General features: G+C 39.3%; 22 protein-coding genes and 15 tRNA genes. 29 read left to right on the forward strand and 8 right to left on the reverse strand.

Annotated elements, in window-relative coordinates:
• Window positions 1–6: 6 nt before the first annotated feature.
• From AA0X95_RS08880 to AA0X95_RS08975, 20 genes are all read left to right on the forward strand, one after another.
• Window positions 7–83 (forward strand) — tRNA-Arg (locus AA0X95_RS08880).
• Window positions 84–89: 6 nt separating this feature from the next.
• Window positions 90–166: transfer RNA gene (locus AA0X95_RS08885), tRNA-Pro, on the forward strand.
• 16 nt (window positions 167–182) lie between these two features.
• Window positions 183–258, forward strand: a tRNA-Ala gene (locus AA0X95_RS08890).
• An 18-nt stretch (window positions 259–276) separates the two neighbouring features.
• Window positions 277–353, forward strand: a tRNA-Met gene (locus AA0X95_RS08895).
• 161 nt (window positions 354–514) lie between these two features.
• Window positions 515–591 (forward strand) — tRNA-Ile (locus AA0X95_RS08900).
• Window positions 592–608: 17 nt separating this feature from the next.
• Window positions 609–701: transfer RNA gene (locus tag AA0X95_RS08905), tRNA-Ser, on the forward strand.
• Window positions 702–874: 173 nt separating this feature from the next.
• Window positions 875–948, forward strand: a tRNA-Met gene (locus tag AA0X95_RS08910).
• 3 nt (window positions 949–951) lie between these two features.
• Window positions 952–1,028, forward strand: a tRNA-Asp gene (locus tag AA0X95_RS08915).
• Between the two features lie 6 nt (window positions 1,029–1,034).
• Window positions 1,035–1,110 (forward strand) — tRNA-Phe (locus AA0X95_RS08920).
• Window positions 1,111–1,142: 32 nt separating this feature from the next.
• Window positions 1,143–1,218, forward strand: a tRNA-His gene (locus AA0X95_RS08925).
• Window positions 1,219–1,226: 8 nt separating this feature from the next.
• Window positions 1,227–1,300 (forward strand) — tRNA-Gly (locus AA0X95_RS08930).
• Window positions 1,301–1,306: 6 nt separating this feature from the next.
• Window positions 1,307–1,383, forward strand: a tRNA-Ile gene (locus AA0X95_RS08935).
• Window positions 1,384–1,391: 8 nt separating this feature from the next.
• Window positions 1,392–1,466, forward strand: a tRNA-Asn gene (locus AA0X95_RS08940).
• 3 nt (window positions 1,467–1,469) lie between these two features.
• Window positions 1,470–1,560, forward strand: a tRNA-Ser gene (locus AA0X95_RS08945).
• A 15-nt stretch (window positions 1,561–1,575) separates the two neighbouring features.
• Window positions 1,576–1,647 (forward strand) — tRNA-Glu (locus tag AA0X95_RS08950).
• Window positions 1,648–2,573: 926 nt separating this feature from the next.
• Window positions 2,574–4,514 (forward strand): 1,4-alpha-glucan branching protein GlgB, encoded by a 1,941-nt coding sequence (gene glgB, locus AA0X95_RS08955; RefSeq protein WP_413308009.1) that lies wholly within the window; start codon window positions 2,574–2,576, stop codon window positions 4,512–4,514.
• Entirely contained in the window at window positions 4,465–5,610 is a 1,146-nt protein-coding gene (locus AA0X95_RS08960) for a glucose-1-phosphate adenylyltransferase (protein ID WP_413308012.1), read from the forward strand. The genes glgB and AA0X95_RS08960 overlap by 50 nt, the downstream gene beginning before the upstream one ends.
• A gap of 69 nt (window positions 5,611–5,679) precedes the next feature.
• Window positions 5,680–6,711 (forward strand): sugar phosphate nucleotidyltransferase, encoded by a 1,032-nt coding sequence (locus tag AA0X95_RS08965; protein ID WP_413308014.1) that lies wholly within the window; start codon window positions 5,680–5,682, stop codon window positions 6,709–6,711.
• Window positions 6,708–8,159, forward strand: a complete 1,452-nt coding sequence (glgA, locus tag AA0X95_RS08970; protein ID WP_413308017.1) for a glycogen synthase GlgA — start codon at window positions 6,708–6,710, stop codon at window positions 8,157–8,159. The genes AA0X95_RS08965 and glgA overlap by 4 nt, the downstream gene beginning before the upstream one ends.
• Window positions 8,149–10,542 carry a glycogen/starch/alpha-glucan phosphorylase gene (locus tag AA0X95_RS08975; protein ID WP_413308020.1) on the forward strand — a complete coding sequence of 798 codons (2,394 nt, stop codon included), beginning with the start codon at window positions 8,149–8,151 and terminating at the stop codon, window positions 10,540–10,542. The genes glgA and AA0X95_RS08975 overlap by 11 nt, the downstream gene beginning before the upstream one ends.
• A gap of 165 nt (window positions 10,543–10,707) precedes the next feature.
• On the opposite strand, the gene AA0X95_RS08980 is transcribed toward AA0X95_RS08975, so the two are convergent.
• Entirely contained in the window at window positions 10,708–11,643 is a 936-nt protein-coding gene (locus AA0X95_RS08980) for a 1,4-dihydroxy-2-naphthoate polyprenyltransferase (protein ID WP_413308023.1), read from the reverse strand.
• A gap of 353 nt (window positions 11,644–11,996) precedes the next feature.
• Between AA0X95_RS08980 and AA0X95_RS08985 the strand changes: the two genes are divergently transcribed.
• The 6 genes from AA0X95_RS08985 (at window position 11,997) to menC (ending at window position 19,659) form a co-directional block, all read left to right on the forward strand.
• Window positions 11,997–13,397 carry an isochorismate synthase gene (locus AA0X95_RS08985; RefSeq protein ID WP_413308026.1) on the forward strand — a complete coding sequence of 467 codons (1,401 nt, stop codon included), beginning with the start codon at window positions 11,997–11,999 and terminating at the stop codon, window positions 13,395–13,397.
• A gap of 1 nt (window position 13,398) precedes the next feature.
• Window positions 13,399–15,147 (forward strand): 2-succinyl-5-enolpyruvyl-6-hydroxy-3-cyclohexene-1-carboxylic-acid synthase, encoded by a 1,749-nt coding sequence (gene menD, locus AA0X95_RS08990; protein ID WP_413308029.1) that lies wholly within the window; start codon window positions 13,399–13,401, stop codon window positions 15,145–15,147.
• Window positions 15,147–15,953, forward strand: coding sequence for a 2-succinyl-6-hydroxy-2,4-cyclohexadiene-1-carboxylate synthase (gene menH, locus AA0X95_RS08995; protein ID WP_413308031.1), 807 nt, complete (start codon window positions 15,147–15,149; stop codon window positions 15,951–15,953). Before menD ends, menH begins: the two co-directional genes overlap by 1 nt.
• A gap of 17 nt (window positions 15,954–15,970) precedes the next feature.
• Entirely contained in the window at window positions 15,971–16,789 is an 819-nt protein-coding gene (gene menB, locus AA0X95_RS09000; protein ID WP_308082801.1) for a 1,4-dihydroxy-2-naphthoyl-CoA synthase, read from the forward strand.
• Window positions 16,790–17,056: 267 nt separating this feature from the next.
• Entirely contained in the window at window positions 17,057–18,553 is a 1,497-nt protein-coding gene (locus AA0X95_RS09005) for an o-succinylbenzoate--CoA ligase (RefSeq protein ID WP_413308034.1), read from the forward strand.
• Window positions 18,553–19,659 (forward strand): o-succinylbenzoate synthase, encoded by a 1,107-nt coding sequence (menC, locus tag AA0X95_RS09010; RefSeq protein ID WP_413309916.1) that lies wholly within the window; start codon window positions 18,553–18,555, stop codon window positions 19,657–19,659. The genes AA0X95_RS09005 and menC overlap by 1 nt, the downstream gene beginning before the upstream one ends.
• 46 nt (window positions 19,660–19,705) lie before the next feature.
• On the opposite strand, the gene AA0X95_RS09015 is transcribed toward menC, so the two are convergent.
• The 4 genes from AA0X95_RS09015 to AA0X95_RS09030 form a co-directional block, all read right to left on the reverse strand.
• The gene (locus AA0X95_RS09015) at window positions 19,706–19,867 is read right to left on the reverse strand and encodes a DUF1540 domain-containing protein (RefSeq protein ID WP_309859979.1); all 162 of its coding nucleotides are present in this window, start codon (window positions 19,865–19,867) and stop codon (window positions 19,706–19,708) included.
• 85 nt (window positions 19,868–19,952) lie between these two features.
• Window positions 19,953–21,002 (reverse strand): cytochrome d ubiquinol oxidase subunit II, encoded by a 1,050-nt coding sequence (locus tag AA0X95_RS09020; protein ID WP_413308038.1) that lies wholly within the window; start codon window positions 21,000–21,002, stop codon window positions 19,953–19,955.
• A 15-nt stretch (window positions 21,003–21,017) separates the two neighbouring features.
• Window positions 21,018–22,379 (reverse strand): cytochrome ubiquinol oxidase subunit I, encoded by a 1,362-nt coding sequence (locus tag AA0X95_RS09025; protein WP_413308041.1) that lies wholly within the window; start codon window positions 22,377–22,379, stop codon window positions 21,018–21,020.
• 108 nt (window positions 22,380–22,487) lie between these two features.
• Window positions 22,488–23,432 (reverse strand): metal ABC transporter solute-binding protein, Zn/Mn family, encoded by a 945-nt coding sequence (locus AA0X95_RS09030; RefSeq protein WP_413308044.1) that lies wholly within the window; start codon window positions 23,430–23,432, stop codon window positions 22,488–22,490.
• 210 nt (window positions 23,433–23,642) lie between these two features.
• Between AA0X95_RS09030 and AA0X95_RS09035 the strand changes: the two genes are divergently transcribed.
• Window positions 23,643–24,215: a beta-class carbonic anhydrase gene (locus AA0X95_RS09035; protein WP_413308046.1), complete on the forward strand. Its 573-nt coding sequence runs from the start codon at window positions 23,643–23,645 to the stop codon at window positions 24,213–24,215.
• Here the strand turns inward: AA0X95_RS09035 and yidD are convergent.
• Entirely contained in the window at window positions 24,212–24,436 is a 225-nt protein-coding gene (gene yidD / locus AA0X95_RS09040; RefSeq protein ID WP_413309918.1) for a membrane protein insertion efficiency factor YidD, read from the reverse strand. The genes AA0X95_RS09035 and yidD overlap by 4 nt on opposite strands.
• A 144-nt stretch (window positions 24,437–24,580) precedes the next feature.
• Between yidD and AA0X95_RS09045 the strand changes: the two genes are divergently transcribed.
• Window positions 24,581–25,054 carry an S-ribosylhomocysteine lyase gene (locus AA0X95_RS09045; protein ID WP_308082811.1) on the forward strand — a complete coding sequence of 158 codons (474 nt, stop codon included), beginning with the start codon at window positions 24,581–24,583 and terminating at the stop codon, window positions 25,052–25,054.
• A 31-nt stretch (window positions 25,055–25,085) separates the two neighbouring features.
• Here the strand turns inward: AA0X95_RS09045 and ytzI are convergent, their stop codons facing one another.
• Both ytzI and AA0X95_RS09055 read right to left on the reverse strand, forming a co-directional pair.
• Window positions 25,086–25,250 (reverse strand): YtzI protein, encoded by a 165-nt coding sequence (gene ytzI / locus AA0X95_RS09050; protein WP_413308048.1) that lies wholly within the window; start codon window positions 25,248–25,250, stop codon window positions 25,086–25,088.
• A 128-nt stretch (window positions 25,251–25,378) separates the two neighbouring features.
• Entirely contained in the window at window positions 25,379–25,636 is a 258-nt protein-coding gene (locus tag AA0X95_RS09055; RefSeq protein ID WP_308082813.1) for a DUF6154 family protein, read from the reverse strand.
• A 214-nt stretch (window positions 25,637–25,850) separates the two neighbouring features.
• On the opposite strand from AA0X95_RS09055, the gene AA0X95_RS09060 reads away from it, so the two are divergent.
• On the forward strand, window positions 25,851–26,174 hold the full coding sequence (locus AA0X95_RS09060) for a hydrolase (RefSeq protein WP_413308053.1): 324 nt from the start codon (window positions 25,851–25,853) through the stop codon (window positions 26,172–26,174).
• Window positions 26,175–26,195: the final 21 nt, after the last annotated feature.

Here is a 26,195-nt window from a genome sequence, read left to right on the forward strand (position 1 = left end):
AATAATGCGCCCGTAGCTCAATTGGATAGAGCGTCTGACTACGGATCAGAAGGTTATGGGTTCGACTCCTTTCGGGCGCGCCATTATTACGGGAAGTAGCTCAGCTTGGTAGAGCACTTGGTTTGGGACCAAGGGGTCGCAGGTTCGAATCCTGTCTTCCCGACCATCCTTATCACAACATTGGGGCCTTAGCTCAGCTGGGAGAGCGCCTGCTTTGCACGCAGGAGGTCAGCGGTTCGATCCCGCTAGGCTCCACCATAACTTTAATAACTATTTGGCGGTGTAGCTCAGCTGGCTAGAGCGTACGGTTCATACCCGTAAGGTCGGGGGTTCGATCCCCTCCGCCGCTACCAAATAATTTTTCAGAACTTGGACCTTTAGCTCAGCTGGTTAGAGCAACGAGCAAAGCTCCTATGAAAATGCTACGAGTTGTCACCATCGAGCTGCTACTTGAGTAAGCTTTCTGAGATGGGGACAGACGGTTTTAACATTATGGTAATAGAAACTTCAACTTGGACCTTTAGCTCAGCTGGTTAGAGCAGACGGCTCATAACCGTCCGGTCGTAGGTTCGAGTCCTACAAGGTCCACCAGAAATTCTTAATAATATGGAGGAATACCCAAGTCCGGCTGAAGGGATCGGTCTTGAAAACCGACAGGCGGGTTAAACCGCGCGGGGGTTCGAATCCCTCTTCCTCCGCCATATTATTTTTTAAAAACTAAATTTTTACCGTCGCGGGGTGGAGCAACGAGCGTTGCTTCAATGAATAAACTGCGAGTTGTACCCATCGAGCTGCTACTTGAATAAGCTTTCTGAGATGGGGACAGTCAGTAACAAAACATGGAGCATATTTCAAACTTCATAATTTCTATTATCGCGGGGTGGAGCAGTCTGGTAGCTCGTCGGGCTCATAACCCGAAGGTCGCAGGTTCAAATCCTGTCCCCGCAATATGGTCCGGTAGTTCAGTTGGTTAGAATGCCTGCCTGTCACGCAGGAGGTCGCGGGTTCGAGTCCCGTCCGGACCGCCATATGTTGGCTCAGTAGCTCAGTCGGTAGAGCAAAGGACTGAAAATCCTTGTGTCGGCGGTTCGATTCCGTCCTGAGCCACCATTTATATTTTAAAGTAAATAATTTTTATTACGGCGATTGTGGCGAAGTGGTTAACGCACCTGATTGTGGTTCAGGCATTCGTGGGTTCGATTCCCATCAGTCGCCCCATTTATTTTGCGGGTGTAGTTTACTGGTAAAACCTCAGCCTTCCAAGCTGATGTAGTGGGTTCGATTCCCATCACCCGCTCCATAATATGGGCCTATAGCTCAGCTGGTTAGAGCGCACGCCTGATAAGCGTGAGGTCGATGGTTCGAGTCCATTTAGGCCCACCATGTATTATTCCGCAGTAGCTCAGTGGTAGAGCTATCGGCTGTTAACCGATCGGTCGTAGGTTCGAGTCCTACCTGCGGAGCCATATAGAGAAGTACCCAAGTGGCTCAAGGGGCTCCCCTGCTAAGGGAGTAGGTCGGGTAACCGGCGCGAGGGTTCGAATCCCTTCTTCTCTGCCATATAATTTAATTTTTGGCCCCTTGGTCAAGCGGTTAAGACACCGCCCTTTCACGGCGGTAACACGGGTTCGAATCCCGTAGGGGTCATACAAAAAAACTGATGATATATTATCATCAGTTTTTTTGTGTTCTTTTTAGAGGAAGCTTGGATTAAGATTATTGATTGTGAAAGGTGGATTTTTTACATGACCAAACATAACGTAAAACAATCGTATGGGTAACGTAGACAGTTCCTACGTGACCGAACACAACGTAAAACAATCCTATGGGTAACGTAGACAGTTCCTACGTGACCGAACACAACGTAAAACAATCGTATGGGTAACGTAGACGGTTCCTACGTGACCGAACACAACGTAAAACAATCGTATGGGTAACGTAGACGGTTCCTACGTGACTGAACACAACGTAAAACACCATATGGGTAACATAGACGGTTCCTACGTGACCGAACACAACGTAAAACAACCATATGGGTAACATAGACGGCATGTACGTAACCAAATGCTACATTCAAGACTAATCGAGTACCCTAGGTCCTTCCCCTCATATGTGACCAAAGCAGCTTTAAAAATTCATCTCTCCATTTCTGTGACCATTTCCTCATACACTAGCTAAAAAGTCCCATTATTCCATTTTAAGAATCACAAACCTCATCAACCGTGAAAATATTATAGAGAAATAATAATTTAGAGGATTTTCACCCGGAATCAAAATTGATAACGCTTACAAAATACTGCATTTCTTAAAAATTTACTACTTTAACGTGTTATAAATCAAATAATTTTTTTAAAGGTTTTTTATAAAAAAAATCAAAAAAACTTTAAAGATTCCTGTCGATTTACGATAGATTATTTGTCGTTTGGTGTTGAATATTGTTGAAAAATGCCTTTTTATAGCAGTTTACAACATTAATTGTCAGAAAAGATAAAAAAGTTTTTGGAGGCATATCAACCATTTGGAATTATAATTGGTTTTTGAAATACATATTTTCAATGGGGATGAGATTAGCCATGACAGTGAACACGTTATTTCCTACTGATTATCAGCTGCACTTATTTCATGAAGGAAACTTCTTTCAGAGTCATCAGCTCTTTGGCGCTCATATCTTCAAGAATTCCGACCAAGTATATACACGCTTTTGCGTATGGGCCCCTAATGCCCGTCAGGTAAGACTTGCAGGGGATTTTAACAACTGGAATGGTGAAGGGTATGAATTACAAAGGGTTAACAATGAAGGCGTTTGGATTCTAATCTTGAAGCAAGACATGACAGGAAGTCTTTATAAGTATGAAATTTTCTCACAAACAGGAGAAAGACTGTTAAAGGCAGATCCATTCGCGTTTTATTCTGAAATAAGACCAATGACCGCTTCGATCGTTTATTCACTAAATAACTATAAGTGGCAAGATAATCATTGGATGAATCGTAGAGGAAAAAAGAACTTCCTATCTGAACCAGCCATCATTTATGAGGTTCATTTGGGTTCCTGGAGGAAGACAACCAACAATGAATACTTAACTTATCAAGAACTAGCAGCAGAGCTAATACCGTATGTAATTGAACATGGTTTTACTCATATTGAGTTGTTGCCGATTGTCGAGCACCCGCTCGACGATTCATGGGGTTATCAAGGTACAGGATATTTTTCAGTCACTTCAAGGTATGGAACTCCAGATGACTTTCGCGATTTTGTAGACCAATGTCATCAGCATGGTATTGGTGTCATCCTGGATTGGGTGCCAGGGCATTTTTGTAAAGATGCTCATGGACTTTATCGATTTGATGGGACTCATATCTATTCCTATAAGCATGAATGTGATAGAGAAAATCTTGTATGGGGTACAGCAAACTTTGACCTTGGAAAGGGAGAAGTACAAAGTTTCCTTATCTCAAATGCTAGGTATTGGATGGAATATTTCCATATTGATGGTTTCCGAATGGATGCGGTGGCAAATATCATTTATTGGCCAAATGCTTCAAACGGTAAGTGTGAAAATCCATTTGGAATAAATTTTTTAAAAAAATTAAATCAAGAAATCCATGAATACGACCCACACTTTTTAATGATTGGTGAGGATTCAACTGATTTTCCACAAGTTACAGCACCCGTCCATTATGGAGGTCTTGGCTTTGATTACAAATGGAATATGGGTTGGATGAATGACATGCTTGAATATATGGAAACTCCTCCATACTCAAGGCAGCAAGCACATTCAAAAGTTACTTTTTCACTTTTATATGCTTTTTCAGAAAACTTTATGCTCCCCTTTTCGCATGATGAAGTGGTACATGGCAAGAAATCGTTACTAGATAAGATGCCAGGCGAATATTGGGAAAAATTTGCTCAATTAAGGCTTCTCCTCGGCTATATGTTTGCACACCCAGGAAAAAAACTTTTATTTATGGGGTTTGAATTTGGGCAGTTTGCCGAATGGAAGGATAAAGAACAACTTGATTGGCACTTAATGGACTATGACATGCACCGGAGCTTAAATGACTATGTCAAAGTGCTAACTAAGGTATATAAGCGCTCAAAAGCCCTTTATGAACTGGATCATTTACAGGAAGGTTTTCAATGGATTGACGCGAATAACAGTCATCAATCAGTCTTCTCCTTTATTCGAAAGGGGAAAAAAGAAGAAGATTATTTAATCATTATTTGCAACTTCACTGGTGTCAGTTACCCTATGTATAAAATCGGTGTTCCTCTACCAGGAGAATATCGGGAAATTTTTACTAGTGATCAAAAAGAATACGGTGGAACGGGAATGGTTAACAAAAAGACCATAGTCGCAATAGAAGAACCATTCCATGGTCAAACATACTCAATAGACATCTGCATCCCCGCATTCGGTTTTCAAATAATTAGACCGGTTAAAAAACGGAAGGAGCGAAAAGGAAATGGCAAAGAAAAAGTGCGTAGCCATGTTATTAGCAGGAGGGAAAGGTAGCAGACTTAATTCACTAACAAAGGATTTGGCAAAGCCAGCGGTACCATTTGGTGGAAAGTACCGTATTATAGATTTTACGCTTAGTAACTGTGCTAACTCTGGGATAGATACGGTCGGTGTTCTTACACAATACCAACCCTTGTTGTTAAATTCGTATATTGGAATTGGCAGTGCATGGGACCTCGATCGTAAAGATGGCGGAGTTACTGTTTTACCACCATACAGTGAGTCTTCAGAAGTAAAGTGGTATACAGGTACTGCAAGTGCCATCTATCAAAACTTAAATTATTTGAAGCAATATCAGCCGGAATATGTATTAATCCTATCCGGGGACCATATCTACAAAATGAACTATGAAAGTATGCTTGATTATCATATTCAAAAAAGGGCAGATGTAACGATTTCCTTAATCGAGGTGCCGTGGGTTGAAGCCAGTCGATTTGGCATCATGAATACAACCGAGGATATGAGAATAGTAGAGTTTGAGGAAAAACCCGCGAATCCAAAGAACAATCTTGCTTCCATGGGGATTTATATTTTCAGCTGGAATGTGCTGAAGGAATTTTTAGAAATGGACGATCGAAAAGCTGATTCAAGCCATGACTTTGGGAAAGATGTCATTCCGATGCTTTTAGAAGAAAATAAGAAATTGTTTGCTTATCCATTTAAAGGGTATTGGAAGGACGTAGGAACGGTGCAAAGCCTTTGGGAAGCAAACATGGATCTGTTAGGAGAAGAATGTGACCTAGATTTATTTGACCATGACTGGAGAATATACTCTGTCAATCCGAACCAGCCTCCCCAATATATATCACCAAATGCAGTGGTTAAGGAATCACTAATTAACGAGGGATGTACGATTGAAGGTGAAATCGAGCAATCTGTATTATTCCAAGGGGTGACCGTGGGAAGTGGATCTATTATTAAAGAGTCTGTCATTATGCCAGATGCCACAATCGGAAATAATTGCTTGATTGAAAAAGCGATTGTTCCATGCGATGTTCAAGTACCAGACGGAACAGTGATTCGTTCTTTTGATGGTGAGATTGTTTTAGTTACAGACGAAATGATAAGAGGACTGTATCCTGCATTTTAATTAATTTCAAGGGCCTAAAATAGCCCCCTTGAAAAGGCGTTTCCCATTTTATTAATTGGAGGGTTCGGAGTGAAAAGAAAGCTTTTAGGTGTCATTGATGCCACTACTTACCATGAGAATTTAGAAGATTTATTAACCCACCGTTCACTAGCTGCACTACCTTTTGCGGGCAGATACCGCATTATAGATTTTGTCTTATCAAATATGGTGAATTCAGGGATACGAAGTGTAGCTATTTTTCCAAAAATGCAATATCGCTCGCTTATGGACCATCTTGGTTCAGGGAAAAACTGGGATTTAAATCGAAAACGGGACGGACTTTTCTTTTTCCCGTCTCCAATTGTTGATAACGACGGGAATAAAATCGGGTCGTTTGAGCATTTTGCCGCGAACCTGGACTTCTTTTATCGAAGTACCCAAGAATATGCAATTATTACTAACTGTTATACTGTTTTTAACATGACCTTTAATTCTGTTCTTAATTGGCATAGTGAAAATGGATGTGATATCACTGAAATCCATCATAAAGATGGCCGTCCAATGGAGATGTATTTAATTAAGACTTCTTTGTTAATAAAGTTAATTGAAACAAGAAATGAAACAGGATATACGTGTATGAAGGATGTAGTAAATGATCTACATAATGACTTCACGATCTGCCGCTATAATTATGAAGGTCATGCGGTAATGATTGATTCCATTGAAAACTTTTTTTCTACTAGTATGAACTTGTTGCAGCCAGATGTATGGAAAAAACTCTTTATCAAAGAACAGCCGATTATTACAAAGGTAAAGGATGAACCTCCGACCAAATATGTAAAAGGCTCTGAAGTGAAAAACGCAATGATTGCTAATGGCTGTTTAATTAATGGTCATGTTGAAAATAGTATCGTTTCCCGTGGAGTTAAAATCGGTAAAGGTGCAGTGATTAAGAACTGTATTATCATGCAAAAATGCCATATAGAAGATAATTGTTATCTAGATTCAGTTATTCTAGATAAAGATGTAAGAGTAGAAGCAGGAACCCACTTAGTCGGAACTGCTCGTTCCCCATATGTGATTCGAAAAGGGACGAAACAAGGAGCGTTGATGAACTCGTGAAAGTATTATTTGCTGTTTCGGAATGTGGTCCATTTGCCAAATCTGGAGGTCTAGCAGATGTTGCTGGTTCCCTTCCAAAAGAACTAAAAAACCTAGGAACAGATGTAAGAGTAATATTACCTAAGTATGGAACCATTTCTGAAGAGTATAAAATGGAAATGAAAAAAATAAAAGAATTTACTGTTCCTGTTGGTTGGAGAAATCAATATTGTGGCATTGAAGAGTTAACTTATCAGGGTGTTACCTATTATTTTGTAGATAATGAATACTATTTTAAGCGGGAGAATCTCTATGGTTATTACGATGATGGAGAGAGATTTGCCTATTTTAATCGAGCGGTGCTTGAAACCATCGCTCAGCTGAATTTTTTTCCTGATGTCATGCATTGTCATGATTGGCATACGGCGATGATTCCTTTTCTATTACGAACAGAATATTACAAGAGAAAAGGGTACGGTCTTATTAAGACGATGTTTACCATTCATAACCTTCAATTTCAGGGTATCTTTCCGAAAGAGGTGCTTAGTGATTTACTTGGACTGGACTATCAAGTCTTTCGTCCCAACACCTTAGAGTTCTTTGGAAATGTTAACTTTATGAAGGGTGCATTGGTTGCAGCTGATAAAATCACCACCGTAAGTCCGACCTATAAAGAGGAGATTCAAACACCAGTCTTTGGTGAAAAACTAGATGGACTTCTAAGGGAGAGAAACGAAGATCTCCTTGGTATTTTAAATGGAATAGACGAGGACTTTTACAACCCTGCCAAGGATGAATTGATTTACCAAACCTATACAGCAACTACTCTCGAAAAAAAATCAATCAATAAGAGCGAGATCCAAAAACGGTTTGACCTCCCACAAAGCGCAGGAACTCCCTTACTCGTTATGATTTCAAGACTAACGAAGCAAAAGGGGCTTGATTTAGTGAAGTGTGTGCTGCGCGATCTTTTACAAGAGGAGATTCAAATTATCATTCTTGGCACTGGTGATTACGAATACGAAGAACATTTAAGACAGGCTGCCCGTATTTATCCTGAAAAATTAAAAGTTTATACTGGTTTTAATGAAGAGCTTGCTCATAAGTTGTATGCCGCAGCTGACTTATTTTTAATGCCATCCTTGTTCGAACCATGTGGACTCGGTCAGTTAATTGCTATGAAATATGGTGCGGTGCCAATTGTTCGTGAAACGGGAGGCTTAAACGATACAGTCCATGCCTGGAATGAATTTACTGGTGAAGGAAATGGATTCTCCTTTAAAAACTTTAACGCTCATGACATGCTCTATACTATTCAAAGAGCGGTTAGCTTTTATCATGACCGTGATGTGTGGGAAACCATTGTCACGCAAGCAATGAAAATGGATTATAGCTGGGCACAGTCCGCATTCCGATATAACCAACTCTATGCGGAGCTCATCTCAAGGAGTGAAACCCATGTTTTCTAGTACAACTGAGTTTAAGAAGACCTTTTTAAAGAGGCTTGAGATGCTGTGCGGGAAGAATTTCTCAGAAAGCTCTAATAGAGACCACTATCAAACACTAGGGAACATGATTCGTGAATATGTAAGTAATGACTGGATTGCTACAAACGAGCGGTACCATGCTGCACAGGGGAAGCAGGTATATTATCTTTCCATTGAATACTTATTAGGAAAGTTACTAAGGCAAAATTTAATCAATCTAGGAATTGAAGAAACTGTCCAAGAAGGTCTCCAAGAACTAGGCATTGACCTGGGAGAGTTAGAAGAACTAGAAAGTGATGCGGGTTTAGGAAACGGCGGCTTAGGAAGACTAGCCGCCTGCTTTTTAGACTCCCTTGCATCCCTTAATCTTCCGGGACATGGTCATGGAATACGGTATAAACATGGGCTATTTGAACAAAAAATTGTGGATGGCTATCAAGTGGAATTACCTGAACAATGGTTACGGAGCGGCAATGTTTGGGAAATTAGGAAAGTAGACTATGCGGTGAAAATTCCATTTTGGGGTAAGGTGGAAGCCAAAATGGAAAATGAACGTCTTGTCTTTCATCACCTAAATGCGGAAACCGTTACAGCTGTACCTCATGATATGCCAGTCATAGGGTATAAATCAAATACGATTAATACGTTAAGGCTTTGGAATGCGGAACCGTCACAATTTCCCTTTCATAAAGATATTTTAAAATATAAGCGAGAAACAGAATCGATTTCTGAGTTTTTATATCCGGATGACACGCATGATGACGGGAAAATTTTAAGATTAAAGCAGCAATATTTTCTCGTTTCAGCTAGTATTCAATCCATTATTAAAAGCTACAGAAAACAACATACGAGCTTAAATCAGATCCATGAACATATTTGTATTCATATCAATGATACTCACCCCGTACTTGCTATTCCAGAATTAATGAGAATCCTCATTGATGAAGAAGGATTTGATTGGGAACAGGCATGGGAAATTACACAAAATACAATCTCGTATACAAACCATACAACCCTATCTGAAGCCTTGGAAAAATGGCCAATCCATATTTTTCAGCCATTACTACCTAGGATTTATATGATTATTGAAGAAATTAATGAACGCTTTTGCAGTGAGTTATGGAATCAAACGCCAGGTGAGTGGGAGCGAATAAGGGGTCTCGCCATTCTAGCAGATGATTTTGTGAAAATGGCTCATTTAGCGATCGTCGGAAGCTTTAGTGTCAATGGTGTGGCGAAGCTGCATACGGAGATCTTGAAGCAACGGGAGATGAATCAGTTCTACCAGTTATATCCTGAAAAGTTTAATAACAAGACAAATGGAATTGCACACCGCCGTTGGCTGCTCAAAGCCAACCCGAAATTATCATCCCTGATTTCTGAATCGATTGGGGAATCCTGGACTTATTCAGGAACAGAGCTCTCCAGCTTACTTAATTTTCAACATGATACCGCATTTTTAGAGCAGCTCCTTAAAATAAAAAATGAAAATAAGCAGGTTCTGGCAGATATTATTCTCGATAAAACGGGTGTCGCAGTGGATACACAGGCAATTTTCGATGTCCAAGTAAAACGACTTCATGCCTACAAGCGTCAATTGTTAAATGTGTTACATATTATGCACCTTTATAACAAGATTAGAGAGGATTCCAGTTTCTCGCTTGTACCAAGAGTGTTTATTTTTGGAGCAAAGGCATCTCCGGGGTATTATTATGCAAAGAAAATTATTAAATTAATTAATACGGTGGCTGAAAAAATAAATAATGACCCAAAAGTGAATGACCGCTTGAAAGTCATTTTCCTTGAGAATTATCGTGTTTCTTTAGCTGAAAAAATTTTTCCTGCTGCAGATGTAAGTGAACAAATCTCAACGGCAAGCAAAGAAGCGTCAGGTACGGGAAATATGAAATTTATGATTAATGGCGCATTAACGGTTGGGACATTAGATGGTGCTAATATTGAAATAAAGGAATTGGTGGGCGACTCAAATATTTTTACATTTGGTCTTAGTGCAGAAGAAGTTCTCCATTATTATCAACATGGAGGATACCAATCTGTTGACTATTATCACCATGATGTTAGAATTCGTCAGGCAGTCGATCAACTGGTAAACGGATTTTTTCCTGGAGTTTATAACGAATTTGAGCCAATTTTTGATTCCCTACTTGAGGAAAATGATCAATATTTTGTTTTAAAGGATTTTGCATCCTATGCTGATATTCAACGTTCTGTTGGAGAAGCGTTTAATGATACTTTAAGATGGCAAAAAATGAGTTTATCGAATATTGCTCATGCGGGTTATTTTTCAAGTGACCGAACCATTCAAGAATACGCGGATGGTATTTGGGGGATTAAATCAATTTAACAAAAAAGCTTCTGCTAAAATGGCAGAAGCTTTCTTTGTTTTATTTAGGCTCCTTTAAACTTGGATGTTGATTTCCACTCCAGGCGCTTCGCTTTCCGCGGGCGTGCCGGGGAGCCTCCTCGTCGCTTCGCTCCAATCAACATTGCCGTTTATCGCAGCATTTATTTAAATATAATGTCCGATGAAAATTCCAATCGCTAATAAAAATCCAAAAATCGTATTGGTTTGGGCAGTTGCCTTCATTGCTGGTGCCATTTGAATTGGCAACGTACCAGCGATAAAACCTTTGATTGCTTTGATTGCTTTCGGTACACTTAGTATAACAACTGCTGTCCAAATTGGTGCCTCATTGCTGATGATAAGACCGAGAATCCAAAGGTAAGAAAAGACGAACATGACAGCTAATAAGCGGATGGCTTTCTTTTTTCCAATAAGGATGGCTAATGTTTTACGGCCATTTTCTTTATCACCATCAAGGTCACGAATGTTATTTGAAAAGTTAATTGCGCCAACTAACACTAATATTGGAATGGAAATAAGGATACTTGTCTTGGAAACAGTTCCTGTTTGGATAAAGAAAGTAATCAGAATTATTAACATTCCCATGAAAAAGCCTGAAAATAATTCACCAAATGGGGTGTAAGCTATCGGTAATGGACCACCGCTATATAGATATCCAACTGCCATACAAACGAGACCGACTGCTGCCAGCCACCAGCTGCTATTCAAACAAATATAAACTCCTAATAAAAGGGCTATTCCATAAAGGCTTAAAGCAATTTGCATTACTGTTTTTGGCTTAATTCCGTCACGGACAATAGATCCGCCAATTCCGACTGAATGTTCATTGTCGAGGCCGCGTTTAAAATCAAAGTATTCATTAAACATATTCGTAGCTGCTTGTATTAATAAACTAGCAATTAACATGGCTAAAAATAGTCCAAAGTGAATGTTGCCTGATTTTAAAGCAAGTGCAGTACCTAATAAAACCGGTACGAAAGCAGCAGTTAATGTATGTGGTCGGGTCATTTGCCACCAAACTTGAAAGCCACGATTTGATTCAACGGCAGGTTTTGAATTCTGCTGTATATTTGGCTGCATATTATTCTCTCCCTTTTCTAAAATTTATTCTCTATATGAAGTTCAATTAGTAGTGTTGTATGGGTTTATGCCCAAAACTAAGTGTATGGAATTCCAGTATTAGTGTCAATTAATTTTTGCTATCAAAACTAGAAGATAATACCTGTTCGATTATTATTAGTTGGTTCGTGGGACAATGAAAGTAATGATAAATCCGTTTTCACCAAAAAGGTGACAATTTGATATATAATAAGGAATGAAGGCAGTTTTAGTAGTGACAAGTAATATTGACTTCTTTACAATGGGAATAGTATCTTAAATAAAGCTTAAAATGAATGGATAACAGTCATTTCGGCTGTTTTGGAGGGATTTGTTTGGTTACCATTCAAGAAACGGAAATAATACAAAAGGGTCTTTCGGCGGTTAATCGTGCGAAAGAACTAGGTCGGCCGATTTTAATAAGTGAAGTTCATCAAATGGACATGATTCACCCATTACAATTTTTTAATGCCGGAAAGGAACGCTACCAAGGGGAACGTTTTTTCTGGAAGGATCCTACAAATGATGTCATTCTTATTGGACTTGGTATCTCTAAACAAATTCAGTCGGATCAGGCTACTGACCGCTTTTTTCTTGTTGAGAAGGAGTGGAAAAACTTCTTAAAGGATAGCCTTATTTACAACGAATTTAACGAAATTGGGACTGGTCCTGTCATGTTCGGTGGTTTTTCATTTGACCCTTATAAAGAAAAAACAGAGCTCTGGTCTAAATTTGCGGATTCTTTATTTCATATTCCTAAATACTTACTAAGTATTGTTCATGGAAAGGCCTTTTTAACCATCAACACAGTTTGTACCCCCCATGATGACTTGTCTTTATTCAGCAAGATTCTCGAAGAAAGAAATCAACTATTAGGTTCCTTAGAACAAAAATATAAATCACTGCCTAGTGCATTAGTTGAAAAAAGAGAGATTCTTCCTGAAAAATGGAAAAGCACTGTTGATGGAGTTGTGAATGAGTTAACAAATGGTCCGTTAAAAAAGGTTGTACTTGCACGTGAATTAAGGCTTGTTTTTAACGACTTAGTAGAGGCTGAGGATGTACTAAATAATTTGTACACCCAGCAGCACGAAAGCTTTATTTTTGCTTTTGAGTCGAATGGGGATTGCTTCATCGGTGCTTCACCAGAGAGGCTCGTTAAAAAACAGGGAACTGAAGTGTACTCTACATGTCTGGCTGGCTCTATTTCAAGGGGAAAGACCGAAGAAGAAGATCGAATTTTAGGTGAGACGTTATTAAACGATCAGAAAAACTTAATCGAGCATGGTTATGTGGTGGAAATGATTAAGGAAGCCCTGGAAGAATCATGTGAAGAAATCATTCTTCCAGCTAAGCCTCAGTTAATGAAAATTAGAGATATTCAACACTTGTACACACCTGTGATAGGAAAGTGTAATCAAGCAGCTTCCTTATTGCTATTAGTTGAACGACTTCACCCCACTCCTGCACTTGGCGGATTACCGAAAGAGGCGGCAGTTGAAAAGATTAGACAGGTGGAGGACTTAGACCGTGGTTTTTATGCTGCTCCGCTAGGCTGGGTAGATTATAGGCAGAATGGTGAATTTGCCGTTTCGATCCGTTCTGGTCTTATTCAGGGAAGAGAGGCTTCGTTGTTTGCTGGATGTGGTGTGGTTGCAGACTCGAATGCAGAAAGTGAATATATGGAGACGAGTTTGAAGTTTAGACCCATGCTTCGAGCTCTTGGAGGACAATAATATGAATCATCAAGAAGCATTAACCGCATATATCGCTGCCTTTGTTGCAGAGCTTTTTTCTTCAGGAATAACAGATGTGGTCGTTAGCCCGGGCTCTAGATCTACCCCCATGGCAATGGTGATGGCGGAACATCCTGATTTGAAGGTTCATATCCATGTAGATGAGCGCTCAGCGGCTTTTTTTGCCTTAGGAATAGCAAAAGCAACAAAAAGACCAGTAGCTATTCTTTGTACTTCGGGCACTGCTGCAGCAAACTATTTTCCAGCCATTGTTGAGGCACGCTATTCAAGGGTGCCATTAATTGTGTTGACAGCAGACAGGCCACATGAGTTAAGAGAAGTGGGTGCTCCACAGGCAATTGACCAAATTCATTTATATGGAAAACATGTTAAGTGGTTTGCAGAAATGGCCTTACCGGAGAATAGTGACGAAATGATCCGTTATGCACGGACAGTCTGTGCTCGGGCCACGGCTATCGCAACAGGGGCACCATCTGGACCCGTTCATTTGAATTTTCCATTTAGGGAACCGCTTATCCCTAAGATGGATGAAACTCTGTTCCAATTTACAGAACGGCCAAAAGGATATGTGAAGGTTCATAATGGCGAATTAACTATAGATGATGTGTATTTTAAAGAAATGGCAGTAAAATTAAGGGGAAAAGAGAGAGGCATTATTGTTTGTGGGAATCTCGAAGACAAAAATTTTGCTGATGCTGTGACCAAACTTTCCACTTCATTAAACTTTCCAATATTGGCGGACCCGTTGTCTCAATTAAGAAGCGGGGGACATAGTCATGAAAATATTATTGAAACGTACGATACATTTTTACGAAATGAAGATGCCAAATCCTTTCTGAAGCCTGAAGTGGTGATTCGATTCGGGGCCATGCCCATCTCGAAATCATTAACGATTTTCTTAAAAGAAAATCATGCAGCAGAGCAATATGTCATTGATGGTGGTGGAGGCTGGCGCGACCCCGCATCGTTATCTACTGAAATGGTTTTTTGTAATGAAACTTTATTTTGTGAAAAATTGCTTAGCTTTAATGAAAGCAAAGGATCTACTGCCTTCTTAGAAGAATGGCGTAAGGTAAACGAGCTAACGAAATCGAATATGACCCAAATACGAGATATCACAGAATTAAGTGAAGGGCGTCTGTTTTACCAATTAGCAGATTTATTGCCTGAAGGTTCAACTCTTTTTGTTGGAAATAGCATGCCGATTCGTGACTTAGATAGTTTCTTCCTAAATAATAATAAATCTATTAAGGTTATGGCTAACAGAGGTGCAAACGGGATCGATGGGACTGTATCCACAGCACTAGGGGCCGCCTTGTATTCTGATTCATTATATCTTGTGCTAGGTGATTTAACCTTTTTCCATGATTTAAATGGCCTTATCGCAGCAAAACTTTACAATATTAATATCCATATCATCCTAGTGAACAATAATGGGGGCGGAATTTTTTCTTTCCTTCCACAGTCTGAACACCCTAAGAATTTTGAACTCTTGTTTGGAACACCGTTAAATATAGACTTTGAGCACGCTGTTCGCATGTTTAATGGGTATTTTTCCAGAATCCAAAATTGGGATCAGTTTGAATTGGAAATGAAAAAATCAGTTGACCAGTCTGGTATTAATGTGTACGAAGTGGCAACGAACAGAGAAAAAAATCGTGACGAGCACCGCGAAATTTGGCGTTCTGTTTCCCAGGAAATATCAGAATTTGTCAAAGGAGCTCATTAATGGATGTAGTGGTGGAGGGGCTTAACTATCATGTTGAAGTTTTCGGAAATGGATTTCCCTTGGTTTGTTTACATGGATTTACAGGGGATTTTACGACATGGCTCCCATTTGTTGAAGAGTGGAGTAGGCATTCCAAGGTGATCATACCTGACATTATTGGTCATGGGCAGACTGAGTCACCTGATTCACTAGATTTCTACAATATTGAGGCGGTAGCCCATAATTTATATAAACTCCTTGATCATATAGGAGTGGAACAAGTGGATGTGCTTGGTTATTCAATGGGGGGAAGGCTTGCTCTTACCTTTGCCATTCTCTTTCCTCATAGGGTTCGTAAGTTGATTTTGGAAAGTGCATCACCTGGACTTCCAACAGAGAAGGAAAGAGAAATTCGCCGCATGAATGATGTGAAACTTGCAAATTTTATTAATGAGCATGGAATTCAACCGTTTGTCGATTACTGGGAGGAGATTCCCTTATTTTCGACCATGAAGAGTTTGCCTAAATCAATCAATGAATCCATAAGGAGTCAACGTTTAAACAATTCGTCAATCGGGCTTGCCAATAGCTTGAGAGGTATGGGCACCGGGTCACAGCCTTCCTGGTGGGGAAGATTGAATGAGATAGAAATAGATGTCCTGCTGCTTACTGGTAAAAAGGATAATAAGTTCTGTTTGATAGCTGAAAAAATGCTCAAAGAGTTGAAAAACGGAGCTTGGATGATTTGTGAAAACAGTGGACATGCAATTCATGTGGAAGAAAAAGAAAAGTTTGGTACAATAGTAAGTGACTTTCTTAATACATAATAAAGGAGGATATCATTTTGACAGTAGAATGGATTGCAGGACGTAAATATGATGAGATTTTATATGAAACATATAACGGGATTGCAAAAATTACGATTAACAGACCGCACGTACATAATGCGTTCACACCAAAAACAGTATCAGAGTTAATCGACGCTTTTGCTTTTGCACGCGATGATTCTAGTATTGGGGTTATTGTTTTAACAGGTGCTGGTGATAAGGCATTCTGTTCTGGTGGAGATCAATCGGTTCGTGGACATGGCGGATATGTGGGAGAAGACCAAATTCCACGCTTAAATGTACTCGATCTTCAACGCTTAATTCGAGTGATTCCTAAGCCAGTCATTGCGATGGTTAAGGGATATGCAATTGGTGGTGGACATGTTCTTCATGTTGTATGTGATTTAACGATTGCAGCTGATAATGCTAGATTTGGACAAACTGGTCCTAAAGTGGGTAGCTTTGATGCTGGTTATGGTTCAGGTTATCTTGCAAGAATTATCGGTCATAAGAAAGCCCGTGAAATCTGGTACTTATGCCGTCAATACAATGCACAAGAAGCCCTTGATATGGGACTTGTAAATACAGTAGTTCCACTTGAGAAAGTCGAAGAAGAAACCATTCAATGGTGTAATGAAATTCTTGAGAAGAGCCCAACTGCCCTTCGTTTCTTAAAAGCAGCAATGAATGCTGATACAGACGGCTTAGCTGGCCTACAGCAGTTCGCTGGTGACGCAACATTACTTTACTATACAACGGATGAAGCAAAAGAAGGCCGTGATTCCTTCAAGGAAAAACGCAAGCCTGATTTCGGCCAATTCCCACGTTTTCCTTGATTAAAAAAATTGCTAACAGCTTGATGGCTCCCATCAGGCTGTTTTTAATAGAAAGGCTATGTTAAAGATTCTCTGTTGTTTTTATAGACAATGTTGTTTGGAGCGGAAGGCGCGAAGACTCCTGCGGGAGTACGGGGCAGGGGAGACCCCGCAGGAGCGTAGCGATGAGGAGGCTCCCCGGCACGCCCGCGGAAAGCGAAGTGCCTGGAGCGGAAATCAACAAACAAGTTTAATACAGCCAATAGAAAAAGCGAAGGCGATGATTTAATGCAATACGAGACAATGCCTAACTTCATAAAGAAACGAGTTTTTTTAACGCCGGATCGGACGGCGGTGTATTTTAACGAGCAGACCTTAACCTTTAAAGAACTTTATGAACGTTCCTTTAAGACTGCAGGGCAGCTTCAGGCACTAGGCGTTCAAAAAGATGATTTCCTTGCCGTTTTATTAAAAAACCATATAGATACGATTGTGATATTATTTGCCCTTCAGTTGTTAGGGGTAAAAGCAGTTATTTTGAATAACCGTTTAACACCAGCAGAATTAGTATGGCAATTAAGTGATTCCAAAGCAGCCTTTCTCCTTGTTGAAGACTCATTTTCAGATATAGAACAAGCCATAAGAGTCGAAATACCATCTCTAGCTACAATGACAAAAAGCGGCTTGTTTAACGTGGAAACAAAAACTCCCGTAATACAGGAGGAAATCAACTTATCAGATACCTGTACGATCATGTATACTTCAGGAACAACAGGTCATCCAAAAGGAGTTATACAAACCTATGGGAACCACTGGTGGAGTTCGGTCGGATCTGCGTTAAATTTAGGATTTATGGACAGTGATTGCTGGTTATGTGCGGTACCACTGTTTCATATCAGTGGATTCTCCATTTTGATGCGGAGTGTCATCTATGGCATGCCTATTGTATTACATGATAACTTTGATGCGGAACGAACGATTGAAGATATGACCACTAAAAAAGTTACCATTATGTCTGTGGTAGGAACCATGCTAACCAGGATTGTTGATACACTACAGGAGAGGCGTCTACCTCCTCATTTTCGCTGTATGCTACTGGGAGGAGGGCCAGCGCCATTGCCATTGCTGCAAGCCTGTTTAGAAAAAAATATTCCAGTTTTTCAAACCTATGGCATGACCGAATCCTCCTCACAGATCGTAACACTTTCTCCAGAATACAGCTTAGCCAAGCTTGGATCTGCCGGTAAGCCATTGTTCCCTGCACAGCTGCAGATTAGGATGGAGGATGAACGTATGGCAGAGGCAGGAGAGGCTGGTGAAATTGTCGTAAAAGGACCCAATGTTACACCTGGCTACTTGAATAGGCCGGATGCCACAAAAGAAAAAGTACGCAACGGCTGGTTTTACACGGGTGATATCGGTTACCTCGATGCGGACGGATTCTTGTATGTGATTGACCGGCGGTCGGATTTAATTATTTCAGGGGGAGAAAATATATATCCTGCTGAAATTGAATCTGCATTGCTTGCCCATTCAGATGTTGCTGAAGCTGGTGTTACAGGGATACAAGATACGAAATGGGGACAGGTGCCCGTTGCATTTATTGTATTGAGAAGTGGTAAAAAAGTAGAAGAAGATGATCTTCGAGAGTTTTGCTTACAACGCCTTGCAAAATATAAGGTACCCAAAGCTTTCTATTTTACCGAAATGCTGCCTCGAAATGCTGCAAAGAAATTATTGAGAAGGAATCTTCGAGAATGGCTAAGAGAAGGAAGATATAAATGATGAAGATTGTATCAGTTGAACTTTTTGTCATTCAGATGCCCTTAAGATCTCCTTTCTTAACTCATTTAAGTACTGTAGACACTCGTGAGGGAATCATCGTAAAGGTTACAAATAAAGACGGGATAGCTGGCTATGGGGAAGGTGTGGCTTTTTCATCCCCATGGTACACAGAAGAAACCGTTTCAACTAGTTTACATATGTTAACCGATTTTTTAATTCCCTTATTACAAAAAAATCCAATTAACCATCCCGAAAATCTTCACTCCCTTTTTAATTCTATTAGAAGAAATCATATGGCAAAGGCTGCTTTAGAAACGGCCGTATGGGATCTATTTGCGAAAATCCATTCACAGCCACTGTCTAAGATACTGGGAGGTACTCATACGGAAATTGCCTCGGGTGTAGTTGTAGCAACAGACTCAGCATCAAAGGCATTAAAGCAGATTGAACAATATCTTGATGAAGGGTATCAGCGTATTAAAGTTAAGATTCATCCGAACCAGGATTATTTCTTTCTAACAGAAATCCGACGAAACTACCCAGACATCCCGATTATGGCGGATGCCAATTCTGCTTATTCGTTAGAGGATGTTGATCGTTTAAAAGCGCTAGATGATTTTAATCTACTGATGATTGAACAGCCGCTTGCACAAGATGATATTTTAGAACATTCCATTCTTCAAAAAGAACTGAAGACTCCCATTTGCTTGGATGAAAGCATTGTTAGTTTTGATGATGCAAGAAAGGCGATTGAGTTTGGCAGCTGTAAGGTAATCAACATCAAAGTGGGGCGTGTGGGAGGCCTATATGAGGCCAAACGAATCCATGATTATTGTTTGGAAAAGGAAATCCCTGTTTGGTGTGGCGGAATGATTGAATTTGGTATATCTCGTGCTCACAATATTGCGCTTGCTTCCCTTCCTGGATTCACCATACCAGGAGATATCAGTGCATCGAGCCGTTTTTGGGAGGAAGACATCATCTCGCCGGAAGTTGTTGTGGAAAATGGCTTTATTACAGTACCGAATCAACCAGGTATTGGTTTTAACGTAAATGAGAAGAGACTTAATGAGATTCTTTTAACAAAAAAGACTTTTCAGTTCTAATACGAAAAGAACCAGCCTACATGACAGCTGGTTCTTCTTTTATCAATTACGATAAACCACTTGGTTCAAAGGTCTTACAATCCGTTTCCTTATTAGAATCAGCTGTATCACCAGTATGGCTGACTACATAAATTTGATCCGCACTACATCTATTACCCTTCGCCCAAAACGAACAGTTATTTACTTCACATAATACATCTTTAGCCATTGTTGTATCACTCCTTTTTGGATTTTAAGATACAGAAATAGCATTTGATGATTTCAAGGAAAACATGCCTGCCAGAATAGGGATATTACTTTTTAGGAATGCTTGTTTTGGCCTGTCTTAAATAGCGCTTATCATTCATAAATAAGCTCCAGAAGTAAATAAAGCCGGGAAACAAAATGGCAAAACCAACAATATAGGTAATAAATATCGCTCTAAAAGAGTTTGGATCCGTAAAAGCAGAATGAATCGTAACCTCAGGATAAACAATGTAAGGCAAATGCGCTTTACCATAGACATAACTGGCTACTAAATATTGTGCGGTTATGGCTATAACAGATAGTCGAGGCCAGCCGGGTGTCTTTGTCTTATTAGAGGGTAGCAATAAGCCAAGTCCACCTACTAAAAAGCATCCTAGTGATAGGTAAAGTAATGGAAGGTCCTTCATCATTTTCCCATAAATCCAAGCTGCCTCATTTTTTAAAGTAAACATAATAAGAAATGCCATTATTAAAGAAATGGGCCCAATAAACAATGCATCTCTCCGATAGACACGGTAAGCCTCGAATTCCTCTGAGGCTTTTGAATAGTCCGCTAATAGGAGGGAGGAAAGGAAAAGAGTACTTGTTAGGGCAAATCCGAAAAAAGCATATTCATTGGGGCTCGTAAACAATCCTGCTAAATCTAAGGTTTGCCTGCTCCCGGAAAAATCCACATAGTTCCCATGGGTAATGGGAAGTACACTAATTAATAATCCTGGAATGACAATACCTGAAATTCCAGAAATGTAGGTAAGTGGTTTTTTGTATTCCTCAGCTATATTAGAAAAGACCAAGAACGCACTGCGGATGGACAACAGTAATAAGATAAGACTTCCTGGTACTAATAAAATCGTACCGAGTGTGTAGGCGCCTCTAGGAAAAAGACTGTATACGGCAACTACAAGTGCCACAATAAACGTATTAGTTACCTCCCAGGTCGGGGATAGGTAGCGGTTAGCAATGCTTGTAGCTGTTGCTTTTCTACGATTAATGTAGAACATCGACCAAAATCCTGCGCCAAAATCCATTGTGGCCATAACAGCATAGATAAACACAAATCCCCATAATACTGTTATTGCAAGATAGACATCTAACATGATTGTTCCACCTTCTTATGAATTTGAACTAAACAGTGGTACTCCTTTTTGATCCGCACGGTTTAGGTCATCAATAACGGTATTTTTCTTGAAATAATACCGAAGGACAAAAAGAACTGAAAAGGCTAAAATCGCATAGACAATCGCAAATAGGATGAATAATATTCCTAAATTGGTTGCTGTAGTGACAGAATCTTTTGTTGAAAGCACATGATAGATGGTCCATGGCTGCCTTCCTGTACAAGCAAAGACCCAACCAAATTCAATTCCTAAAACCGCCAAAGGACCAGAAAGCACGTAGAGCCACATTAACCACTTTGGAAAGTTATCTTTTTTCAACACTCGTTTCCACGCAAGTCCAAGAAAAGAAAGGAGAATGAGAAGAGAACCGATGCCAACCATTCCATTAAACAGGGTATGGACAAACAGCGGCGGCCAGTGTTCTTTAGGGAAATCGTGTAACCCTTTAACAACGGTATCAAAACTATTTCCAGCTAAAAAACTTAATGCCCATGGAATTTCAATCGCCCCTTTTATAGTCTCTGTTTCTCGATCTGTAAATCCACCAATCGCGAGTGGTGCATGGGACTGAGTTTCAAATAACCCTTCAGCAGCTGCAAGCTTCTCTGGTTGGTACTCATGAAGAAGTTGAGCGGATTCATGCCCATTAAGAGCAGTTAATAAGGAAAAAATACCCCCAACAATAAGACTCAGCATCAATGCTTTTTGATGAAATTGATAAATTCTTGAAGGACGATCTGCTTTTAGCATTTTATAGGCTGAGACCGTTGCTACAATGAAGGCCCCTGTTGTATAAGCGGATAGAGCTACATGCCCAGCGGTTACGAAAAAGCTTGGATTAAAGAAAGCTGCCCATGGGTCTACATCGACAATCTTCCCATTGACAATATTAAAACCAGCTGGTGTCCCTTCAAAGGCATGGACATTGGTAATCAATACAGCTGACCCCATTGCTCCTATGGCAACGAGGAGTAAGCTCGTAATTCTCATCCATGGGGCAATGCGTTCTGCAGCATAGACATATATGGACATAAATAAGGCCTCTATGAAGAAAGCATAGATCTCAATTTGAAAGGGAAGGGCCATTACCTTTCCAATCACTTCCATGAAACCAGGCCACAGCAAGGACAGCTGTACCCCAGCGATGGTACCAGTTGGAATGCCTACTCCGAGAAGAACGGCGAATGCTTTTGTCCATCTTTTAGCCATGACCACATACTCAATATCCTTGGTCTTTTGATAAATGAGCTCAGCAGTCAATATCATAAAAGGTAATCCAACCCCTATAGTAGCAAAGATAATATGGAAGCCCATCGTTGTTCCGAATAGACTCCTTGCGATTAATAAATCATCCATGTGAATCTCCCTCTCTAGTTTACACGTATGAATGTATTGTTTACATGTTAAGGAGGAATATGTAATTTTTTCTATAAAAAAACCTCCCGTTTTACAGGAGGTAGATACTTAATTATTTAATGCAGTTTTTAGGGAATCAAGATTTTTAGACATTAATGTAAAGTATGTTTCCTTGTTTTTGATGTCATTTTTTGATAATATTCCAAGGTTGTGAAGTGGTAAAGCCCTTGCACCAATTTCCTTTTGAACGACTTTTCCTAGTTTCGATTGGACGTTTTGTTCGAAAAGAATATAGTGTAAGCCGTCATGATCAGCAATTGAAATTATTTTTTCAAGTTCTTTTTGTGTAGGTTCATTTGTTGTTGAAAGTCCAGAAATACTAATTTGTTCAATGCCATACCGTTTTTCCCAGTAACCAAATGCAGCATGGGTAACGATTATTTTTTTATGCTTTGCAATTGAAATCGTCTGCTGATATTGAGTATTCAGTTCATCTAATTCAGTTGCCAGCTTCTGATAATTAGCTTCAAAAAGGTCTTTATTTTTCGGCATTTCTTTAGTTAATCGATCACGAATCACGGCTGCCATTTCCTTTGAATAAATAGGATCAAGCCATACATGTGGATTGACATCACCGCGGTGCTCATGCTTGTCTTCCTCTTCTTCGTGAAGAGTGCTATCTTCCTTTGGCAGTTGAAGTTGATCCGCAACAGACACCAACTTTACATTTTCATTTTTTAATGTACCTTTTGCCTTTTCTACAAAGCCTTCCAGTCCGAGGCCAATATAGAATAATAAGTCTGAATCAGCCAAATTCATCATATCCTTTTGGGATGGCTCAAAAGTATGTTCATCGGCGCCAGGTGGATAAATGGTCTTTACATCAACCAAGTTACCCCCAATTCGTTCTGTAAAATATTGTAAGGGAGCAACTGTTGTATAAATTGTTAATTTGTCTTTTTTTGATTGTGACTGTTGGGTACCGTCTGAACATGCAGATAAAACAAGTGTTAATGGCAACAACAGAGAAAGTAATAGAATAATTCTTTTCATAAAAACTCCTCATCCTATATTTAAATCGGATTTATTACGATTTATTTGTCAAAAAAATTTTAGAATATAAAAAAGAAATAAAAGTGTATAATACGGAACGATCCCGATTTCCTCAAGTATCTTACAAAAAAAAAGCCATCAATGCAAGTATAATATTTGTTTTAACTAAGGAATATTATGTATGCTTATATAGAAAGGTGGGATTCAGAAATGGAAAAATTAACATTGTTAAATGAAATCTTAGAGTTCAATCACCAATTTGTGGAAAAACATGAATATGAGAAATATGAAACAACTAAATTTCCAAATAAAAAAATGGTGATCCTCACTTGTATGGATACTCGTTTATTAGAGTTATTGCCGAAGGCTTTAAATTTAGGTAATGGGGATGCGAAGATTGTTAAAAATGCAGGAGCAATTGTCTCACATCCGTATGGAAGTATTATGAGGAGTATTCTCATCGCTTTATATCAATTAAAAGCGCAGGAGGTTTTAGTAATAGCTCACCATGATTGTGGAATGAGTGGTATGAAGGCAGAACCTGTGATTGAGAATATGAAGGAGCGGGGGATTTCTGAGGAAACGTTCAATATACTTACATATTCTGGGATTGATATTAAACAATGGTTGCATGGTTTTGATAATGTAACAGAGAGCGTAGAAAATAGTGTAAGCATTATTAAAAACCATCCATTAATGCCGAAGGATGTTCCGGTTCATGGCTTAGTCATTGATCCGAAAACAGGAAAACTAGATTTAGTTGTCGATGGGTACAAAAATTAATGCTTCTCTTTTTCAGGTACAGGATCTAATCCACCTGGGTGAAAGGGATGGCACTTTAATATGCGCTTGATAGTAAGCCAGCCGCCCTTGAAGGCTCCGAATCGTTGGATAGCCTCTAAGCCATAATGTGAACAGGTTGGATAGAACCTGCAAGTTGGTGGTTTAATGGGTGAAATAACAATTTGGTAAAAACGAATGAATGAAATAAAAACTTTTTTCAACACGGGTTTCACTCCCTAATTACGATTAATGTAAACATACCATATTTTACAATGGACGTCTAAATGCTTAACTGTACTAAGTAGATGAAAAAACTTGGTTTTTGCGGTATAGTAGTAGGTAGATTATAAAAGGAGTGATTCTTAATGCCTTCAGTTGAAAGCTTTGATTTAGATCATAATGCTGTTAAAGCCCCTTATGTAAGACACTGTGGTGTTCATAAGGTAGGTAGTGACGGGATTGTTAATAAATATGATATTCGTTTTTGCCAGCCAAACAAGCAAGCTATGAAACCAGATGCCATTCATACATTGGAGCACTTGCTTGCGTTTAATATTCGCAAGCATTCAGAGAAGTACGATCACTTTGATATTATTGACATCTCACCAATGGGGTGCCAAACAGGTTATTATCTAGTGGTAAGCGGTGAACCAACGGTAGAGGAGATTATCGATCTTCTTGAGGATACTATGAAGGATGCAGTGGAAATCATTGATATCCCTGCTGCAAATGAAAGACAATGCGGCCAAGCAAAACTGCATGATTTAGAAGGTGCCAAACGCTTAATGCGTTTCTGGCTTGAACAAAGCAAAGAGGATTTAAAACAGGTATTTGCATAAAAAATAAAAAGGTTGACTCCGGTCAACCTTTTTATTGTGGCTTATCTTCTTGATCCATCTCTTTTTGGTCTATATGTGGATTTTTTTCTAAAGAATCGATTGTATGTTTATAGGAATAGGCTTTGGAAGTAGTTATTACTGCTAAAAGTAAAACCACAATGACAATGACAATACAAACGACAAATACCGTATTCAAAGCTTTGGCCTCCTTGACTCCCTGTTCTTCTCTTATTGTATCACGAATAAGTCATCGTTGATTAGAAAAGCAAATAAAAAGGAGGCTGAATTGGCAGCCTCCTTAAATTAATTAAGTGGTATGTACAATCAATGAATATTTCTTGGATAATAAGTATTTGTGCGAAGTTGACCATATTCTTCCTGTGCAAATTTCCCTTTAAGACTTTCTATTAAGTAAAGCCCCATTAAATCATATAGTTCTTGTTTATCCATTTCTTGAATTAAGGCTAAAAGATCTTCATGTGTCATTTCTTCTAAAAAGGCAAATGTAAGCATATCAATATCCTCTTCGTCACCAGTTAGCTTATTTCGATACATTTCATATAACTCATCGACCAATTTCAATTGCCACACCTCCTTAGAATAATCATTTGCATTCCTAACTTATTGAATTCCCATATTAAGATAAAATAAACCCTTGGAAAAAATTAACTGAAAAATCTGTTTTCTTGATTGTATGTTAATTATATCGTATTCATCTCTAAAAAATGAGTCGAAATATGAAAAAGAATAAATTTTTCTCAATTGTGGACTACTATAGGTAAAAGGGGATGACATAATGAGTGAGCAAAAGAAAACCTATTATATAGATGTCGGAACAGGTGAAATTTCACAAAGTGCCACCAGCTCGACATGGAGTTATAAAATACAAGCGGACGATGAAGAAATAACACAACTGCGCGAACTGTTTGATGAAAATTATTCCACCGAGTGGCAAAACTTTTTTAGAGCCCATGTTCCTTATGTCCAGTATCATTACGACCGGGAAAACGATGCGTATGATAATACGATTCAGAAAGTGTATGGGATGCTGCATAAATTAGGTGATGACGAGGCAAAAAACCATATTGAAAGTATGGATATCTTACCCAAACAAGAATAAATGCAAGTAACAGGCTGACTC

The sequence above is a fragment of the Neobacillus phoenicis genome, assembly GCF_047302305.1.
Classification (GTDB): Bacteria; Bacillota; Bacilli; order Bacillales; family Cytobacillaceae; genus Neobacillus.

Bases quoted from the DNA above. Each gene is read 5' to 3' on its own strand.
- AA0X95_RS09060 (WP_413308053.1), top strand. From the start codon at position 25,851: ATGAGTGAGCAAAAGAAAACCTATTATATAGATGTCGGAACAGGTGAA.
- menH (WP_413308031.1), top strand. From the start codon at position 15,147: ATGGATGTAGTGGTGGAGGGGCTTAACTATCATGTTGAAGTTTTCGGA.
- menC (WP_413309916.1), top strand. From the start codon at position 18,553: ATGAAGATTGTATCAGTTGAACTTTTTGTCATTCAGATGCCCTTAAGA.
- AA0X95_RS09035 (WP_413308046.1), top strand. From the start codon at position 23,643: ATGGAAAAATTAACATTGTTAAATGAAATCTTAGAGTTCAATCACCAA.
- AA0X95_RS08960 (WP_413308012.1), top strand. From the start codon at position 4,465: ATGGCAAAGAAAAAGTGCGTAGCCATGTTATTAGCAGGAGGGAAAGGT.
- AA0X95_RS09030 (WP_413308044.1), bottom strand. From the start codon at position 23,432: ATGAAAAGAATTATTCTATTACTTTCTCTGTTGTTGCCATTAACACTT.
- menD (WP_413308029.1), top strand. From the start codon at position 13,399: ATGAATCATCAAGAAGCATTAACCGCATATATCGCTGCCTTTGTTGCA.
- AA0X95_RS09015 (WP_309859979.1), bottom strand. From the start codon at position 19,867: ATGGCTAAAGATGTATTATGTGAAGTAAATAACTGTTCGTTTTGGGCG.
- AA0X95_RS09020 (WP_413308038.1), bottom strand. From the start codon at position 21,002: ATGTTAGATGTCTATCTTGCAATAACAGTATTATGGGGATTTGTGTTT.
- AA0X95_RS09005 (WP_413308034.1), top strand. From the start codon at position 17,057: ATGCAATACGAGACAATGCCTAACTTCATAAAGAAACGAGTTTTTTTA.
- glgB (WP_413308009.1), top strand. From the start codon at position 2,574: ATGACAGTGAACACGTTATTTCCTACTGATTATCAGCTGCACTTATTT.
- AA0X95_RS08980 (WP_413308023.1), bottom strand. From the start codon at position 11,643: ATGCAGCCAAATATACAGCAGAATTCAAAACCTGCCGTTGAATCAAAT.
- AA0X95_RS08975 (WP_413308020.1), top strand. From the start codon at position 8,149: ATGTTTTCTAGTACAACTGAGTTTAAGAAGACCTTTTTAAAGAGGCTT.
- AA0X95_RS09025 (WP_413308041.1), bottom strand. From the start codon at position 22,379: ATGGATGATTTATTAATCGCAAGGAGTCTATTCGGAACAACGATGGGC.
- AA0X95_RS09045 (WP_308082811.1), top strand. From the start codon at position 24,581: ATGCCTTCAGTTGAAAGCTTTGATTTAGATCATAATGCTGTTAAAGCC.